This window comes from Psychrobacter sp. A3, assembly GCF_028823565.1.
In the GTDB taxonomy this organism is placed as follows: Bacteria; Pseudomonadota; Gammaproteobacteria; order Pseudomonadales; family Moraxellaceae; genus Psychrobacter; species Psychrobacter celer.
In genome coordinates this window covers 1-18697 of record NZ_JAPEHS010000049.1, presented here as the reverse complement: position 1 = coordinate 18697, position 18697 = coordinate 1, and the positions used below count along the sequence as shown (strand labels likewise).

Annotated in this window: 14 protein-coding genes; 8 read left to right on the top strand and 6 right to left on the bottom strand. The window is 46.8% G+C overall.

The genetic code is table 11. The features are described from left to right. The first annotated feature begins 58 nt into the window (after positions 1-58). The 4 genes from NK638_RS08175 to NK638_RS08160 all read left to right on the top strand — a co-directional run bounded on the left by NK638_RS08175 (position 59) and on the right by NK638_RS08160 (position 5177). The gene (locus tag NK638_RS08175; protein ID WP_274632616.1) at positions 59-1831 is read left to right on the top strand and encodes an L-lactate permease; all 1773 of its coding nucleotides are present in this window, start codon (positions 59-61) and stop codon (positions 1829-1831) included. Positions 1832-1922: 91 nt separating this feature from the next. Then, positions 1923-3131 carry an alpha-hydroxy acid oxidase gene (locus tag NK638_RS08170; RefSeq protein WP_025643964.1) on the top strand — a complete coding sequence of 403 codons (1209 nt, stop codon included), beginning with the start codon at positions 1923-1925 and terminating at the stop codon, positions 3129-3131. Positions 3132-3277: 146 nt separating this feature from the next. Next, positions 3278-4300, top strand: coding sequence for a rhomboid family intramembrane serine protease (locus tag NK638_RS08165; protein WP_274632615.1), 1023 nt, complete (start codon positions 3278-3280; stop codon positions 4298-4300). Between the two features lie 73 nt (positions 4301-4373). Next, the gene (locus NK638_RS08160) at positions 4374-5177 is read left to right on the top strand and encodes a MipA/OmpV family protein (protein WP_192995580.1); all 804 of its coding nucleotides are present in this window, start codon (positions 4374-4376) and stop codon (positions 5175-5177) included. Positions 5178-5255: 78 nt separating this feature from the next. On the opposite strand, the gene fumC is transcribed toward NK638_RS08160, so the two are convergent. Further along, the gene (gene fumC / locus NK638_RS08155) at positions 5256-6656 is read right to left on the bottom strand and encodes a class II fumarate hydratase (RefSeq protein ID WP_274632614.1); all 1401 of its coding nucleotides are present in this window, start codon (positions 6654-6656) and stop codon (positions 5256-5258) included. A gap of 502 nt (positions 6657-7158) precedes the next feature. On the opposite strand from fumC, the gene NK638_RS08150 reads away from it, so the two are divergent. Continuing rightward, complete coding sequence (locus NK638_RS08150) at positions 7159-7746, top strand: 5-formyltetrahydrofolate cyclo-ligase (protein ID WP_274632617.1); 588 nt, start codon at positions 7159-7161, stop codon at positions 7744-7746. A 119-nt stretch (positions 7747-7865) separates the two neighbouring features. Here the strand turns inward: NK638_RS08150 and NK638_RS08145 are convergent, their stop codons facing one another. Continuing rightward, a complete protein-coding gene (locus NK638_RS08145; RefSeq protein WP_274632613.1) occupies positions 7866-9227 on the bottom strand; it encodes a Na+/H+ antiporter family protein in 1362 nt (453 codons plus the stop codon). A gap of 454 nt (positions 9228-9681) precedes the next feature. Here NK638_RS08145 and lon point away from each other — a divergent pair, with 454 nt between their 5' ends. Both lon and NK638_RS08135 read left to right on the top strand, forming a co-directional pair. After that, positions 9682-12057 carry an endopeptidase La gene (gene lon / locus NK638_RS08140; RefSeq protein ID WP_446739824.1) on the top strand — a complete coding sequence of 792 codons (2376 nt, stop codon included), beginning with the start codon at positions 9682-9684 and terminating at the stop codon, positions 12055-12057. Positions 12058-12362: 305 nt separating this feature from the next. Further along, complete coding sequence (locus NK638_RS08135) at positions 12363-12920, top strand: superoxide dismutase family protein (RefSeq protein WP_274632611.1); 558 nt, start codon at positions 12363-12365, stop codon at positions 12918-12920. A 184-nt stretch (positions 12921-13104) separates the two neighbouring features. Here NK638_RS08135 and topA read toward each other — a convergent pair whose 3' ends face one another. Both topA and NK638_RS08125 read right to left on the bottom strand, forming a co-directional pair. Continuing rightward, on the bottom strand, positions 13105-15774 hold the full coding sequence (gene topA / locus NK638_RS08130) for a type I DNA topoisomerase (RefSeq protein ID WP_274632610.1): 2670 nt from the start codon (positions 15772-15774) through the stop codon (positions 13105-13107). Between the two features lie 274 nt (positions 15775-16048). Beyond that, positions 16049-16639: a hypothetical protein gene (locus tag NK638_RS08125; RefSeq protein WP_274632609.1), complete on the bottom strand. Its 591-nt coding sequence runs from the start codon at positions 16637-16639 to the stop codon at positions 16049-16051. A 297-nt stretch (positions 16640-16936) separates the two neighbouring features. Between NK638_RS08125 and NK638_RS08120 the strand changes: the two genes are divergently transcribed. Continuing rightward, positions 16937-17488 carry a DUF2799 domain-containing protein gene (locus NK638_RS08120; RefSeq protein WP_274632608.1) on the top strand — a complete coding sequence of 184 codons (552 nt, stop codon included), beginning with the start codon at positions 16937-16939 and terminating at the stop codon, positions 17486-17488. Between the two features lie 223 nt (positions 17489-17711). Here NK638_RS08120 and NK638_RS08115 read toward each other — a convergent pair whose 3' ends face one another. Both NK638_RS08115 and NK638_RS08110 read right to left on the bottom strand, forming a co-directional pair. Further along, positions 17712-18113, bottom strand: a complete 402-nt coding sequence (locus NK638_RS08115) for an ExbD/TolR family protein (protein WP_105243967.1) — start codon at positions 18111-18113, stop codon at positions 17712-17714. Positions 18114-18225: 112 nt separating this feature from the next. Continuing rightward, the coding region (locus tag NK638_RS08110) for a MotA/TolQ/ExbB proton channel family protein (RefSeq protein ID WP_274632607.1) at positions 18226-18697 on the bottom strand (472 nt) is incomplete at its 5' end.

Below are 18697 nucleotides of genomic sequence, written 5' to 3'. Positions count from 1 at the left end.
AACAATAAGGACTGTTAATAACAATAAGGACTGTTAATAACAATAAGGACTGTTAATTATGTACACTTTCTTAGCCTTAGCGCCAATTCTCGTTGTATTCATACTACTCATAGTTATGCGCCTGCCAGCTAAGATATCTATGAGTATTGCCTATTTGGTGACAGCTCTGCTAGCCTTTTTCATTTGGCACGCTAGTGGTGCTCAGGTAGCGGCTGCTACTGTTAATGGGATTATTGTGGCACTTACTATTTTATTCATTGTATTCGCAGCTATTTTACTGCTGAATACGCTGAAAGAAAGCGGCGCTCTTGTGGCCATACGTAAGGGCTTTATGGATATTTCACCTGATAGGCGCGTCCAAGCGATCATTGTGGCATGGTTGTTCTGCTCTTTAGTAGAAGGTTCATCAGGATTCGGAACACCATCTGCAGTGGGTGCTCCGCTGTTGTTGGCTTTAGGCTTTCCAGCGATGGCATCGGTCATGGTTATTCTTATCATTCAATCTACACCCGTATCATTCGGTGCAGTTGGTACGCCTCTACTACTTGGCGTTTGGTCTGGTATTACTGATAAACAAGATTTAGCACAGTCCATTGCCCCTACTACTGCCGAAAATTATTTATTACAGATTACAGCTAACGTAGGCCTTGTACATGCGCTTATTGGGTTTTTGATACCTTTAATTTTAAGTGCTTTTTTGACAAGGTTCTTTGGTGAAAAACGCTCCTTCATAGAAGGGCTTAAAGTATGGCCATTTGCCATTTTTGCAGGTCTTTGCTTTACTATTCCTTATTTTTTGGTTGCTAAATTTCTAGGGCCTGAGTTCCCTTCACTCATTGGCGGTTTCATTGGGTTGTTAATTGTACTTCCCGCTGCTAAGCGTGGTTTTTTGATGCCTAAAGATACTTTTGATTTTGCCCCTCGCGCAAAATGGGACAAAGACTGGCTGGGTACTTTAGACGAGGTAAAATATGATGATTCAGCAACCCCAAAGTTCTCTTTAATTCGTGCATTTTCGCCCTATTTCATTGTGATTGCCTTATTGGTCATAACTCGAGTGATTGCACCACTCAAAGCTTTTCTGGTAGGGGATTTAACAACCATTAGCCTTACTAATCTTTTTGGTACAACAATCTCTAGTAAGATACAGCTCGCCTATTCTCCTGGTAGCATTCTAATTATTACTTCTTTATTATGTATTTTACTGTTCAAAATGAATAGCCAAGCGGTAAAGCGCAGTTGGAGTAACTCGGCAAAGACCATGGTTGCTGCCGCACCAGCTTTGCTATTCTCGGTGCCTATGGTACAAGTATTCATTAATTCAGGCTCAGCCGCTGAAGTCGCTACTGGGCTACCGGCTATGCCAATATTACTGGCTGAAAGTGCTGCCAATGCTTTTCAAAATGCGTGGCCGCTAGTGTCTCCATGGATTGGGGCAATGGGTGCTTTCATCGCCGGTTCAAATACTATTAGCAATATGATGTTTTCATATTTTCAATGGTCAACAGCCAATCAGATCGGACTCAATAGCGACCTTGCAGCACAAGTAATAGCCTTGCAAGCTGTGGGTGGTGCGGCTGGTAACATGATTTCGGTGCATAATGTGGTAGCTGCTTGCGCAGTAGTCGGCTTGGTGGATAAAGAAGGCTATGTGATTCGCAAAACACTGCTAGCGATGATTTATTATGTCGTGCAAGCAGGTTTGATCGGTATGGCTATCATCTTCGGTAAAATATGGTGGTGGGCTTTAGCCGTTCTCTGGCCCATAACATTCTTTGGACTGATGTCTTTTTTTGGCAAGTTTTCCCGTAGAAAACTGAATGGACGATAATCAGGCAAGCTGACGCTATTAAACTAGATCTAGTAGCGTTAGGTTAAGGTTGCCTTCTAGTTAAAACATAACAGCAATAAGAGATAAACCTATGAAAGACTTAACTAAAATCACCGAAATCGAAGATCTGCGCCGCGTTGCTGAGCGTAAAGTGCCGCGTATGTTTTATGATTATGTCGATTCAGGCTCGTGGACGCAAACCACCTATCGGAATAACGAAACCGATTTTGATCGTATTAAACTGCGTCAACGCGTACTCGTCGATATGGAAAATCGCTCACTGGCAACCACAATGATCGGTGAAAAAGTCAACATGCCTGTCGCCATTGCACCTACTGGCTTCACGGGCATGATGTGGGCGGATGGTGAGATTCATGCTGCGCGCGCCGCTGAGAAGTTTGGCGTACCGTTTTCGCTGTCGACTATGAGTATTTGCTCTATTGAAGATGTCGCACAGAATACTAATGCGCCGTTTTGGTTTCAGCTGTATGTGATGCGTGATCAAGAGTTTATGGCCAATCTGATACGACGCGCAAAAGACGCCAACTGCTCAGCGCTGATATTAACTGCCGATCTACAAGTGCTCGGCCAGCGTCATAAAGATATCAAAAACGGTCTTTCTGCACCGCCGAAGCCTACGTTAGCTAATATATTGAATCTGATGACAAAGCCTGAATGGTGCTTAAATATGCTCGGCACCAAAAGACGAACCTTTGGTAATATCGTTGGTCATGCCAAAAACGTTGAGGATCTCTCCTCCTTATCGTCGTGGACGGCGGAGCAATTCGATCCTGGCCTGAGCTGGGATGATGTGGCGCGTATCAAGGATCAATGGGGTGGCAAGCTAATTATTAAAGGTATCATGGAGCCTGAAGATGCAATATTAGCTGCGCGTAGCGGCGCTGATGCTCTAGTCGTCTCTAACCATGGCGGTCGTCAGCTCGATGGCGCACCCTCTTCTATCGCCGCGCTAAGCGATATCGTGCAAGCGGTGAGAGCTGAGAATAGCCAGATTGAGATTTGGCTCGATAGTGGTATCAGATCAGGGCAAGATGTGCTTAAAGCAATAGCATTAGGCGCAAATGGTACGATGATTGGACGTGCGTTTCTGTATGGACTGGGCGCTTATGGTGAAGACGGCGTGCGCCGCGCATTGGAGCTAATCTACAAAGAGTGCGATGTAAGCATGGCGTTCTGTGGTCATACTGATATCAATAAAGTCACTGACGACATCTTAGTCAATGGTACTTATGAGCAGCTCAAATCCGCTTTACCTTATCTTGCGCCGATGCGCTGGTAGTATTATCTTGTAGGTTCAAAGCTATACAAAGCGTAGCTTAAACTCTTGAGTATTTAAGATGGCTATATACATACGGATTGTTTGTTGTAGCCGCGCAAACCTCTATACTGCTACTCTTTAATTACTGTTAATAAATAACGGCATTTATGACTATTAAGCAGCTATTCGCCACCGCGCCTATCACCACTGTATTACTCATCAGTTTTATTGGGCTATTTATCATACAACTGCTCACAGGTGTCGATGCCAATGACCCTTCTACTGAGCAGTTATTGAATTGGGGCGCAAACGCTCTACCCTATACCATGGGCGAGGACCCTTGGCGCTTAATCACTAGCGGCTTTTTGCATATTGGCTTGATGCATTTATTATTTAATAGCTTTGCGATGTATTTTTTTGGTCAAATTGCTGAGCCGATGTTTGGCTCCGTTAAATTCTTGGCGCTATTCTTGCTCGCAGTGGTCGGCGGTAACGTCCTCAATAACTATGTGACTTGGCAAGCGATCATAGACGGTAGCGGTCAGCCTGGACTGTCGGCTGGCGCGTCTGGCGGAATTATGGGCATCGGTGCGGCTTTACTCGTCGCGGCATTTTTTAAAATGTCAGTCAATGGCATGGTGCTCAATCTAAAAAGCTTAGTCATCATCATGGGCATCAACTTAGTCTACGGCTTTGCAGTGCCGGGTATCGATAACGCCGGCCATATCGGCGGCGCGATTACTGGCTTGCTTATCGCCTTGCCTATTGCTCTCGCTTATCGTAAGCGAGAGCTGGCACAGCAAGCAGCTATGGCGCAAGCTCAGCAAGCTTATCAAAACGCGGTCCAAGCGAGCTATGCAAGCAATCATCAGCCAAGCTATCAAACGAGCTTACACGATAATCAACGCGATAATCCGCCGCTTACCAATATATTTGCTGATAATAATAGCCAAATCCCTGTAAACTCAAACAATACCGCGGATACTGCTGATTTCGACCAAAGTGGTGGCTATATAAATAACTACCCCACTTATATTGATTCCAAGAAATTTGCGCCAGAGCCTGTTGACGTGAGCCTGATCTGGCGACTATTGCCTTGGCTAGTCATGCTTGTTATTGTCATTGGTTTTTTGTGGTGGTGGCAAGATATTCATAACCAAATCTTGCAAATACTAGCTGCTACTGAATAATAAATTAAGTTAATATTGATGTAACCAATAACGCGAAAACTATTTCCTAACTCCCTGCCCATGAGACCCAACTATGTTTAAACTACCTGCTCCAAGCATGACTTATCGCGCTGTACTCTCCACCTTTGCTGCTACGATGCTCTTAGGGGCAGCTGGCACCGTAAGCGCCGCTCCCTTCAAAAACCTGCCTACCGATCAAGACGCGGTACTTAGCGTAGGCGTCAACGTGCTGTACTCTAATAGCGCTTATGATTTGGACGATGAAGAAGTACGGGTACTGCCGGGCGTGTTTTATGACAACAACAGAGTCTATGCGCGCGGCGCTCAAGCTGGTGCTTATCTCATCAATGATGGTACCAATCAGCTCTCGGCATACGCGCAGCTGTCTGGTAGCGAGTTTGACCCTGATGATGCCCGCGGCGCGCTACAAGGATTAGATGAACGTAAAGCCTCGGCAGCGGCAGGTTTGACGTATTTACGCCGTACCCCGGTTGGCGGTTTCCGTATTCAAGCCGCTACTGACGTTTTAGACCGTAGTGGTGGTAATACTGCCCGCTTAACCTATCTGGCGCGTATCACTAAGAATAAGCTGACCGTCTATCCGAGCATAGGTTTTGAGTATCACGATGATGACTACAACGAATACTATTATGGCGTTAGCGATGAAGAGTCCGCAAAGACAGGCGTCGCCGCTTATAAATCAAACTCAAGCTTAAACCCTTATATTAACGTTAGCGCTAACTACGATTTCAACGAGCGCTGGGCAGGTTTTTTTAATCAAAGCTTAAGCTACTTGCCTAATGAGCAATACGATAGCCCGATGGTTGACTCGCGTACTGATGCTACGACGACGCTTGGTTTGCTTTATAAGTTTTAATTGAGCTTAGATGTTTGATGTAAAAAAGACCTTGCCAAATGACAAGGTCTTTTTCTATTCTAAGAAGTCTTTAATAACTTACTTGGGATGTACCATATCGGCAGGAGTGACCCACTCATCGAACTGCGCTTCACTCATTAGATCCAGCTCAACGGCAACTTGCTTGAGCGTTTTGTTTTCTTTATACGCAGTCTTAGCGATTTTCGCGGCATTTTCATAACCGACATGACGGTTCAATGCCGTCACTAGCATCAATGAGTTGTGCAAGAAGTCATCGATTTTTTCTTTGACTGGCTCGATACCGACCGCGCAGTTTTCGTTAAAGCTATTACACGCATCGCCCAGTAGCTTGATAGATTGCAATAAGTTAAAGGCAATCACAGGCTTATACACATTTAGCTCAAAGTTACCTGACGCGCCCGCCATGCTGATAGTCGTGTCGTTACCCATCACTTGCGCCACAACCATGGTCATTGCTTCTGACTGCGTTGGGTTTACTTTACCTGGCATGATAGATGAGCCTGGCTCGTTTTCTGGAATGGTCAGCTCGCCAAGACCACAACGAGGACCTGAAGCGAGCCAGCGTACGTCGTTAGCGATTTTATTGAGGCTACCTGCTAGGGTTTTGAGTGCGCCAGAAGCAAATACTTCGGCATCACGAGCAGCTAGTGCTTCAAATTTATTCGGGGATGTGACAAATGGTAAGCCCGTTAGCTCAGCTAATTGCTCAGCTGCTTTTACTGCATAGTCAGGGTGGGCGTTTAGACCTGTACCTACTGCAGTGCCGCCTAGTGGTAACTCATATAGACCTTGTAGCGCATTGTCGATGCGAGTCAATGCGTGGTCAAGCTGGCTGACATAACCGCTGAACTCTTGGCCTAAGGTCAAAGGCGTCGCGTCTTGTAGATGCGTACGACCGATTTTTACGATGCTATCGAATTCCTTGGCTTTCTTGTCCAAGGTATCGCGCAGTGCTTTTACCGCTGGGATAAGTAGGCTATTGATCTGACGCGCAGCAGCGACACGAATCGCCGTTGGGAAGCTGTCATTAGTAGACTGAGCGTGATTGACGTGATCGTTAGGATGAATCGGTGCGTAAGTGCCACGCTCAGAGCCTGCGATTTCATTGGCACGGTTAGCAAGCACTTCGTTCATGTTCATGTTTGACTGTGTACCCGAACCCGTCTGCCAAACCACTAATGGAAACTGATCGGTAAGACCGCCGTTGATGACTTCGTCAGCGGCTTGCACGATAAGATCACGCTTATCGCCTTCGATACGCTCTAGGCTAGCATTAGTAATCGCAGCGGCCTTTTTGACTAATGCCATCGCTTCAATCATCGGACGCGGCAAGGTCTCGCCACCGATTTTGAAGTTCTCACGGCTACGCTGGGTTTGCGCGCCCCAATAAGCGTCTGCTGGGACTTCGACATTGCCCATGGTGTCTTTTTCGGTACGGGTGGCCTGATTTTGTGACATAACGATCCTCTTTTATTAGTAGTTAATAAATGGTTTATCATAAAAAGTGCAACTAAAGCTGCACATAAGGAAAATAGGCTGTAAAGTGAGGTTATGATAGCATGGCTTATCATAAATTTCTCCAAGCCGATGCGAGTATTTATACTTACTAGACACTGAACAAATAGATACTAAGTAAAAGTGATTGATCGCCACATATCTTTTTAACCAATACTGTAAATACTATTATGATAACCAATCCACCTAGACGTCAGTTTACTCGCCTGCGCCGCCAACTAACAGATGGTGAGTGCAGACAATACGCACGCATGGCAAGTTTGCACTTGGTTAAATTGCAACAACGCTTGCCTCCGCGTGCTCGTATTGGCTTATATTATGATGGCTTTGGTGAGCTTCCTACTCAGCCACTATTGGACTGGTGTCAGCGCTCAGGCTACCGGGCATATCTGCCAGTGGTCGGCTCGCTCGGTCGTGACAATAAAGGAGGAGACGCTTGCGCTTTGTGCCCATTTATCACTCAAAACTTATCAACGTACCGACCTATATTCATCGTTTAGGGATGCCGCAAAACCGACATCGGCATTTATTATGGGCAACAGAACTGGACGTCATCATCTGTCCACTCGTAGCGGTAGATAAACAAGGCAATCGTATGGGCATGGGTGGTGGTTTTTATGATACGACGCTTGGAAGAAGCTATCAGTCTGGCGCTTCAAGGCCGCTAAAAATTGGCTGGTGCTACGACTTTCAAGTGGTAGATAAGCTTGAGCGTCAACCATGGGATGTGCCATTAGATGGCTTAATTACGCCAAGTGGCTTAATGTGGTTTAAACCCACTCATATTGATGAGTCTGAACTAAAGAACTCTAGCGCCGATACGGTTGATAGCTACTTACAAACACTAGGTAATGATGACGCTAGGGAAATGCTTTATTACAGTCAAGAACAAAACTTTAATTCTGATGAGCTATCAAGCGTTATTAATGAGGCGCGTTTAAATGAGCTGCTAGCGCAGAGTGACGCGTTTTTGAATAGCTTGAATGGTGAGATTGGGGATTTTGATGAGGGTAATAATAACAGTGAAAAATGACTTACATCGAACAGCAGACTAAAAAATGTAAATTAAACCTTTATAAAAAATCAAAAAAGGCGAATGATTATCAAATCACTCGCCTTTTTTGTATCTATTGCCAAAGTTTAGATTATGAATTAAAGCACCATCGCCGCAATCCAGCCAAACGCCAGTAGCGGTATATTATAGTGAATAAAGGTTGGCACCACGCTATCTCTGATATGGTCATGTTGACCATCAACGTTTAGACCCGACGTTGGACCAAGCGTCGAGTCGGACGCGGGCGAGCCTGCATCACCTAACGCGCCAGCCGTACCAATAATAGCGACGGTTGCTAGTGGTGAAAATCCTAGTGATATACATAGCGGTACATAGATCGCCGCCACAATCGGAATGGTCGAGAACGACGAGCCAATACCCATGGTGACTACTAAACCAATGCCTAGCATGACAAATGCAGCGATCGCTTTATTTCCTGCAAACAGGTTAGTCGCACCATCAATCAGCGGCGCAATCTCCCCTGTCGCTTTCATTACTTCTGCAAAGCCTTGCGCGGTAATCATGATAAAACCAATCATCGCCATCAGCTTGATACCGTCGTTAAAAACGCTATCGGCTTCGCGCCATTTGACCACACCCGTCGCCATAAAGACCCCAAAGCCAAACATCGAGCCGAGCAGCAACGAGTCGGTATACAGCTGCACCACAAAGGCGGTGACGATAGCCGCTAGCGCCACTAAGGTTTTGAGCTTACTTTGTGTCTTAGCGCCAGCGGCTGTTTTACTTAATGCATCGCCTTCTACGACGGCATCGCGAGCGTCTTTATCTATCGTTAATTGCTGATACTGACGCGGCTTACGATAGCTGATAAACACCGCAGTCAAAAGGCCAAGAAACATACCGAGCGCTGGAATCGCCATCGCCTTAGTGACGGAGATATCGCTAATATCGATACCGGCTTCACCAACGTTTTTAAGCATAATTTGGTTGAGATAAATATCACCAAAGCCGTACGGGATAAACATATAAGTAGTGACAAGGCCAAAGGTAATTAGACAAGCAATAAGTCGGCGATCTATCTGCATACGATTAAAGGCGAGTAATAGTGGCGGCACGAGCAGCGGTATAAAAGCAATGTGAATGGGGATGAGGTTTTGGCTAAAACAGCTCATCATCACAAGGCCTGCAAATAGCGTGTACTTAATCATGAGACTGGTACCGCCCGCATCAATACGCTTAATGACCGCCCCTGCCAAAGACTGCGGCAATCCTGAATGCGCAATCGCTACCGCAAAAGCACCTAATAATGCATAAGAGAGGGCAATACCTGCCCCGTTTTGGATGCCTTCTTGAAAGGCTTCTAAAGTTGCGGTGATACCTAAACCGGCAAGCAAGCCGCCCGCTATAGCACCGATGAGCAAACTCAGTACCACATGGACTCGCGCCAGTGACAGCCCAAGCATAATCACTACCGCTAGTAGCACCGCATTAATGGTCATATTCTCGCCCCTTACCCTATGTTTTTAGCCTTGTGATGGCGCTTTTGCATTTTACCCGCTCTGCCTTATAGATAGCTTTGCCTACCGATTGCGGCTAAGACGCGCGTCATTTTACCTGATTTTGCCCACAAAACCCACGCGCAGAACCCCGCAGACAAATAAAACCGAGCAAATAAAGAGACAATATCCTCGTTTCTGTTGGCAATAGAGCCTTGCAATTTTGTATAGCAACACCATTTATCTATCATGAAACACTGACTTGACTGAACAAGTCTAGTGAATAAGGAATGAATATATGACTGACTATAATATTGATAAAGACAATATCGACATCGATGTGTCAGCAGCAACGCCTGATACTGATGAACAAAATGTTGATAAAAACACTGCCGATAATGGCTCAGACAATCATTTGCCACTATTGGCACTACGCGATGTGGTCGTCTATCCGCACATGCAAATCGCCCTATTTGTAGGTCGCACGCCATCGGTCAAAGCGGTGGAGCTTGCGCAAGCAGAATATGGCGATAAAGTACTCGTCGTCGCACAAAAAGATTCACTCACCGAAGACATTGATCAAGACAACTTGTATCAATACGGTACCGTGTGCCGCATCGTTAGCACGATGCCACATGATAGCGATGAAAACTGCATCAAGGTGCTGATCGAAGGCCAATATCGTGCCCGCGTCGATGCTATAGAAAACCATGCAGACAGCCAAGACGACGTCTTGATGGCGACTTTTGAGCGTGCTGATCTCGATGTCAGTATGGATGAGAGCCAGCAAAAAAATACCATTCAAGCCTTAACCACGTTGTTTGAAGGCTATGCTGATTCTCGTCTGCGTAATGCGCGTGAGCTAACTCGCGTGGCCAAACGCATCGATGATTTGCTTGAACTGGTCTATTTCATCTCAACCCGCGTGTCGATGGATCTTGAGGTTAAGCAATCGTTTTTAGAAGAAGACGATATCAAAACCCATATCAATACCTTGACCGAGTATCTGGTCAAGCAAAGCGCGGAACAAAACATTGAGCAAGATATCCAAGATGCCGTGCGTCAGCAAATGGAAGACAATCAGCGCGAGTACTTCTTAAACGAAAAGATGAAAGCCATAAAGAACGAGCTGTCAGAGATGAATGATGGCGCGTTCGATGGTGAGGACGATGTGGCTGAGCTAGAGCAGCGTCTAGAAGATGCTGACTTGCCAGAAGATGTGCGCAAAAAAGCAGAGCAAGAGCTGAAGAAACTAAAAATGATGCCGCCTGCATCTAGTGAGTCTTCAGTGGTGCGTAACTACATTGAGTGGATATTAGACACGCCGTGGAATGCCACGAGCAAAGTTTCGATTAATTTAGACAAAGCCAAAACCGTCTTAGACGAAGATCATTACGGCTTGCAAGATGTCAAAGATCGCATCTTAGAATACTTAGCCGTACAATCACGAGTGAAAAAACTGCGCGGTCCGATTCTTTGTTTAGTCGGCCCTCCGGGTGTTGGTAAAACGTCTTTAGGTGAATCTATCGCGCGGGCAACCGGTCGTAAGTTCGTACGTATGGCGCTCGGCGGCGTCCGTGATGAAGCGGAAATCCGCGGTCATCGCCGCACTTATATCGGTGCGATGCCGGGTAAAATCGTACAGTCACTGGCGAAGGTCGAAGTTAAAAACCCGCTATTCTTATTAGATGAAATCGATAAAATGGCGCAAGACTTCCGCGGCGATCCAGCGTCAGCGTTGCTTGAAGTGCTAGATCCATCACAGAACGATACCTTTAACGACCATTATCTAGACATGGACTTGGATCTCTCACAAGTGATGTTTATCTGTACTGCCAACAGCATGGATATTCCGCCTGCGCTACTTGACCGGATGGAAGTCATTCGTCTACCGGGTTATACCGAAGAAGAAAAGGTCAATATCGCGCAGAAATACCTTGTACCAAAAGCGATTAAAAATAATGGCCTTAAAGAAGGTGAAATTGAAATCGTTGAAGCAGCACTGCACAGCATCGTGCGTAGCTATACGCGTGAAGCGGGTGTGCGTAACCTTGAGCGTGAAGTCAATAAGATCTGCCGTAAAGTGGTACGCGGCTCGGTCGAAACCCATGGTGCCCGCGCACCGAAAAAAGCAGAGCGTCAGCTGGTGGTGGTCGATGACAAAAACATCGATGATTATCTAGGCGTCCATCAGTACGACTACGGTCTGGCAGAAGAAGAGCCTGAGATCGGCCGCGTGACTGGTCTTGCTTGGACACAAGTGGGTGGTGAGCTATTGACCATCGAAGCGGTGGCGATGAAAGGTAAAGGCGAGCTGAGCTTTACCGGATCGCTTGGTGACGTGATGAAAGAATCAATCCGTGCTGCGATGAGTGTGGTACGGGCGCGTGGCGACAGCCTAGGTATCGACTACGAAACCGTCAAAACCACTGATATCCACGTGCACATGCCAGAAGGCGCAACACCAAAAGACGGGCCATCGGCTGGTGGTGCGCTGACTACAGCGCTGGTCTCTGCCTTGACGGGTATTGCCATTCGTCCAGATATTGCAATGACGGGTGAGATTACCCTACGCGGTAAAATCTTACGCATCGGCGGTCTAAAAGAAAAGCTGCTGGCTGCGCATCGCGGTGGTATCAAGCATGTCTTGATTCCAGAGAGTAATGAGCGCGACCTAGCTGATATCCCCGACAACGTCAAAGAAGGCTTAACCATTCAGCCAGTTGCGACGATTGATGAGATATTAAAAGTAGCGCTGGTCAGTATGCCAGTGCCACTCAAGCCTGCCAAAGTAACGGTCGATAGAACCTCAAGTAAAGCACTGCATAACTAATCTGATTCGTTACTAATCCCGTCTTACAAATTAAAGAGCCGCTCATCGTCATGATGGGCGGCTTTTTTGCCTCATGCTTTTTAAACCCATACGATACTTACATTTATTAACTGATTGTTGCGCATTTGATGAATAACTATACCCAATGCTTGGCTATACTGATTGCGACATTAAGCAATGCTTGAGTAATTAAGCAGTGTTTGAGGACAGTTTTTGAGTACAGTGTTTAAGTACTCAGAAAATATGAGTACTTTTAGAAAACAGTAAACATTCATCACAACGAATAAATATAAATGGAGAGAATAATGAATAAGTTAATGCTTAGTAGTGCCCTATTATGTGGTTCGGCTCTTGCCATGACTGGCTGTCAAACGGTCGAAGGTCAAATGCAAACAGGGAATCCTGTCAATCAGCCAGCACTAAAATCTACCATCAAAGCCGTCGCTGGTAATCAAAACGAGGTCGGACAAGTATTCTTACGTCCGGTAGATGGCGGCGTACAAGTTTACGGTAAGCTCATGAACCTACAGCCTGGTAAGACCGTATCTCTTCATATTCATGAGACAGGCAGCTGTGCCAATATGGGTAAAGCAGCAGGCGGCCACTTTAATCCAGATAATAAACCACACTCTAACCCTGATGATATGAATGGCCATGCAGGCGACTTGCCGAACTTAACCGCCAATGCTGATGGTGTTGCTACTATCAACTTTGTAAATAAGAAAATCTCCGCTGCTGATGCCGGTAAATATAGTGTTAACCGTTTAGCATTTATCGTGCATAGTGGTGTTGATGATTATACCAGTCAGCCTGCGGGTAATGCAGGTGACCGTGTGGCATGTGGTATCATCGAAAAGAACTAATCACAGTAGTTCGGTCGTAAAACATAGCCGTTTGCTAATAAAAAACCTCTTAGAGCATCTAAGAGGTTTTTTATAGGCATTAACATCGCAAGGTATGGTCGAATCCAAATAAATCAGATACGCGACTATTAGGTCGCTCACTGTATCGGTATCGAAGACTGGCTATCGTTTGGACTGGTATTGATTACTCCTCAACCCACTCGCCGTTACGCCAGTACAAACCCCAACGCGTGGCTTTGCCGTTTTTTTCAGAGCCGATATATTGCTCTTTTTTCTTACGTGACCAGCGCAGTATCGTTGGATTGCCATCTGGATCTTCATCTGGCCCGTCAAACAGATACTGGAATTTATCTTCCATCTTATCCTTGATAGGTCGCAGCTCAGCCAGCTTGGGCGCACGAGTTTCTCGCACTTTTGGGAACTTTGAGGCGGCGAGGAACAGGCCTGCAGCGCCTTCACGCAAGATAAAATAGTCATCATGCTTGGTTGATTTGAGCTCTGGCAGATGAATCGGATCCATACGCGGCGGTGCAGCTTCACCGGTTTTTAGCACTTTACGGGTGTTGTCGCATTTTTGACAGGCAAAGTAAGGCCCGAAGCGTCCAGTCTTAAGCTCCATTTGTCCATCGCACTTATCACAATCAATGGTTGGTGCATCTGAGCCTGGAACTTCAAACTTACCTTCTTCTAAGATATAACCGTCGCAGTCAGGATTGTTACCGCAGATATGCAGTTTCAGGCCGCCATCGACGATATAGCCGTTCATCGCTGTACCACATTTAGGGCAGCGTTTTTTCTCCATCAGGTCTTTGACTTCAGCGGCCTCATCATCTGTATCGCCATCGTCAAGACTGGCAAACGCTTCGACTGGCATCAAGTTTTTGGTGCCTTTACAGCGCTCTTTTGGCGGTAAGTTATAACCCGTGCAGCCTAAGAATACACCTGTAGAGCCGGTACGTAATTGCATAGGGCGATCACAGATATCGCAGTGCACATCGGGCACATCGGTGGGATCGTTTGGACGCATACCGTCTTTTTCTTTGGCGCGCTCGAGCGTCTTTTTAAAGTCGCCATAAAAGTTATCTAGCACATCTTTCCAGTCTTGATCGCCTTCTGCGACGTGATCTAGCTTGTCCTCTAACGCGGCAGTAAAGGTATAGTCCATTAAGTCTGGGAAGCTTGCGGTCAATCTATCGGTGACGATATCGCCCATTTTTTCGGCAAACAAGCGCTTGTTTTCGAGCTTGACATAGCCGCGGTCTTGAATGGTGGAGATGATAGAGGCATATGTCGAGGGGCGACCGATACCTTTTTTCTCCAGCTCTTTGACAAGACTTGCCTCAGTATAGCGCGGTGGCGGCTTGGTAAAGTGCTGGCTCGGATCGAGCTTATCTAGGGTCAACTGATCGCCTTTTTTGACATCAGGCAGTAGCGTATCGTCCGTCTTGGCAGGCGGCATGACTTTGGTATAGCCATCAAACACCATGGTACGGCCGCGAGCTTTTAGCTCGACATCGCTTGCCGCCACAAGTAAATTCACCGATAGATACTTTGCTGGCAGCATCTGACAGGCGACGAACTGACGCCAAATCAGCTCGTACAGACGTATGGCATCGCGCTCAACGCCTTTGAGCTGGGTGGATTTCATATGGACATTAGATGGGCGAATCGCCTCATGCGCCTCTTGTGCGCCTTGTTTGTTGCCATAAAAGTTTGGTTTTTCTGGCACATATTTATCGCCATAGCTGTCTTCGATATAGCCACGCACAGCTGCCAAGGCATCACCAGACAAAAAAGTCGAGTCGGTACGCATATAGGTAATGTGCCCCGCCTCATACAGGCGCTGCGCCAAAATCATGGTCTTCTTCACTGAAAACCCTAAGCGTGTGCTGGCCGCTTGCTGTAAGGTCGAGGTGATAAAGGGTGCGCTAGGACGCGACTGCGTGGGTTTTTCTTCACGCTCTTTGACGATAAAATCGCTGGTTTTGAGTACGGCTAAGACTTTATCGGTCTGCTCTTTATTGGCCAGCTTAAGCGTTTTGCCGCCTTGTTTGGTCGCCTCTAGGCGAATCGAGCTTTGCTCAGCATCTGTCGGTTTTTTGGCATTACTAGCAGTAACGTGGGTATCGGCATGAATCTGCCAGTATTCCTCTGGAATAAAAGCGCGAATCTCATGCTCACGCTCGACCACCAAGCGCATCGCAACCGACTGCACACGGCCCGCTGACAGACCACGGGCGATTTTTTGCCATAGCAGCGGCGATACCATAAAGCCGACGACACGGTCTAAAAAGCGCCGCGCTTGCTGGGCGTTGACACGGTCGATATCGAGCTTTGATGGCTCTTTAAACGCATTTTGAATGGCGGATTTGGTAATCTCATTAAAAACCACACGCTGGTATTTGCTATCAGGGCCGCCGATGACTTCTTTTAGATGCCAAGCGATGGCTTCCCCTTCTCTATCCATATCCGTGGCCAGATAAATTTTGTCAGCGTCTTTGGCCAGTGCTTTTAGCTCTTTGATGACTTTGGTTTTGTTTGGCAGCACTTCATAGACGGCCGCCCAGTCATGCTCTGGATCGACACCCATACGGCGCACCAGTGCTTGCTGCGCTTTTTCTTCTTTGCTCAGCGTCTCATCTTTTTTGGCAGCGGTTGTCTTTTTTGCACTTTTACTGGCACTAACGGGCAAATCACGGACATGACCGATACTTGAGCGTACGATAAAGTCATCACCAAGGTATTTATTAATGGTTTTTGCTTTGGCGGGTGACTCGACAATCACCAACGACTTGCCTTTTTTTGGGTTATCGGTCGCGGATGCTGGAGTTTTTTTGGTTGTGGTTTTTGCCATATGTGACGACACCATAATATAAGTAGATGAAAAGTAGGTTTAAATTCAGCAGCATGGTAATTTATAGTAGCTAAGTATATTCGCTCAGCGATTTATTGTAGTAATGGCTGCCAATAAAAATGGTTATGAAACAAACACTAACCATAATACAAAGCGCACGTTATAAAGACGTTACACTGCTAAGTATTAAGCTGTCAACTGCAAATGACTGAGAGTTTGCCAAAAGTGCTTGCATATTGCTATTAAATGGAGACGAAAAATTGCTTTACCAGCTTTAGGGTTTTTTTTGCATTTGTCGCGCCCATTTGTCTAGGTTTGCCTTTAGGACTAATAGATCAGTCTCAATCATTTTTTGTTGATAGGCGGGGTTGGTCGCTGGACGCACATAGGCGATATCTTCCCAGTAAATCACGATGCTATTGGCTTTGGTCAACAGTCCTTTGACAAAAGGCTCGATGCTCGCAGGCAAGTCCAGCGGCGCTCTGTCCAAAGTAAAGTTGGCCGGTTTGATGACAGGCTTGCTATGAGTCACGCGAATCGCACTTGGCACCACAAGCTTGCTGTCATCTACACTCGTATCGACAAAGCTACTATCTGGTCGCCACTGTCCATCAATCACTTGATAGCGCGCATGGGGCAGCTGGATATCGTCCAGTATGAGGCAGTACTGCCCAAGCATGCCTCGGCCATACTCGTTGTCACGGCCTTTGATCCAATCAGGGCAACTGACCAGCTTTGGGTTGAGCTGCAAGCGGCGCGCTGTCATGCGCAGCTTATCCAAACGCTGATCAATACCGTTAGGCTTGAGCGCCATCATACTCCCTAACACAAATAGTACAATGATAACGCCGATCAATATTCCCATGATGGTCTGGCCTTTTGACTGAAAACAATGATATGAAAAATATAACGCTCACCGCTGTCGGCTAAAAAGCGCGCGGATAGACACTTATAATGCGTATCAACGCCTAAAAATCAAGCAAGTCATACACAGTAGCCGCAAACGCTTGTAGCGCGCCTCCGTGCTATCATTCTTATGGATTCACTGGTATATCAATTACTTATCGATATACAAAAACACCAATACTCACAAGATACAAAAAGCTGGTAGCGCTAAAAGGTGCTATGATAAACCATAATCTTAAACGCGCGCAGGTTTATTATGAATTATCTTCTTCAGCAAAACTCATCGAGCACCGCGTCACGCCGCAAAGTCGCCATGCTAGCAAGCGATATACAAACCAGCCGAGCAGGCCTGAGCTTGGCGATGATAGGTACGGCCGTGCTACTATTATCAGGCTGCGCCACGACCCAGAGCCTAACGCCGCAGCAGTGTCAAGCCAGCAATTGGCAGGAGGTCGGCTACGCAGATGGTATCCGTGGTCGTTCAGGAGCGTACTTTGGACACTATACCAATCAATGCGCAAGCGTCGGCGGTGCGATGCCCAATCGCATCCAATGGGAGCAAGGGCGCCAGCAAGGCCTAAAAACCTACTGCACCGAGCTCAACGCCTATAAGCTGGGCCGTGAAGGCTACGACTGGCAGCCTGTTTGTCCGTTGGAAGGCATTGAAAAGCTAGAAGAGGCCTACTCGCAAGGGCGCTACTATTATATTCGTCAGCGCGACCTCGACTATCTGCGTACGCCTTATCCATTCGGCTATGGATTTGGACGCTTTGACTATGGTTATCGTCCTTTTGGTTACGCTTGGTAATAGGGTCTACCAAACCCAAAATACAAAATACAAAATAAAGGAAACCTCGCAAGGTTACCCGAGCGAGGCTGGAGAAAGCACTTATTATTTTGATTTTTCTTATTGTTGTTTTGGTGGTTTTTCTGTTGATCAGCGACCTGCTACTTTTTACCAATCTGCTGCTATAACTGCCCGCTTACTCGCACTTTATACCGCCTACTTTATATGACCTACTTTATATAGGCTACTCATTGACAAAGGCTATCTTGGTCAGTCCTGCTTGGCTAGCGGCGGCCAGTACTTGTGCCACGGTATCGTACTTGCTGTCTTTGTCAGCGCGTAGCTGTACCGAAGGATCCTCGCCTGTTGCACTTTGCTCTTGTAGCTTTGCCTCTAGCGCGTCCATACTAATCGGATCGCTGTCCCAAAATATGCCCGCGTCTTTATCAATACTGATTTGAATGGCTTTTGGTGGCGGCTCAGTGACTGCTGCGCTGGTTTTTGGCAAGTCCAATGGTACCGTTGGATTGAGCACCGTCGCCGTCAATAAAAATATAATCATCAAGACCAGCATGATATCAATCAGCGGAATGAGGTTCATCTCATTCATACTCTGACTATCATCATCACCCAGTTGAAATGCCATAATTTCCCTCGATATACTGCTTTCAATTCGTTTGGTTATTCACGCTACCACTTACATTCATTACCTAATCACTACCCTCATCAGTTTTAATGACCTTGTTAGAGGGAAGCCACTATCCCTGTGATGGGGCTGAGTTGCGATAGTGCGCGGTGTGCTGTGCATCTTTTTGAGTGGCCTGCTGATCTTTTGCGGCCTGAGTCGCAGTGACAGTGCTAGGACGGCTATTGGTCGCTACCTGCTTAGCAGATGTCGCCAACAAATCATGGGCGCGGTCATTGGCATGGTACATCACTCGGCGATTGATACGCACCGAGAGGTTATAAAACACTACCGCTGGGATGGCAACGGCGATGCCAAGGCCTGTCATAATCAGCGCCTCACCGACAGGCCCTGCCACTTGTCCGAGTCCTGCCTGTCCGGTCATGCCGATATTGTGCAGCGCATGAAAGATGCCCCATACCGTCCCAAATAGCCCAATAAAAGGCGCAATCGCAGCGGTAGTGCCAAGGATAGGCAAGCCACGCTCACTGGCAAAGCGGTAGCGGCCGATATGCTTGAGCAATGTCTGCTCGGTGACTAGGCGA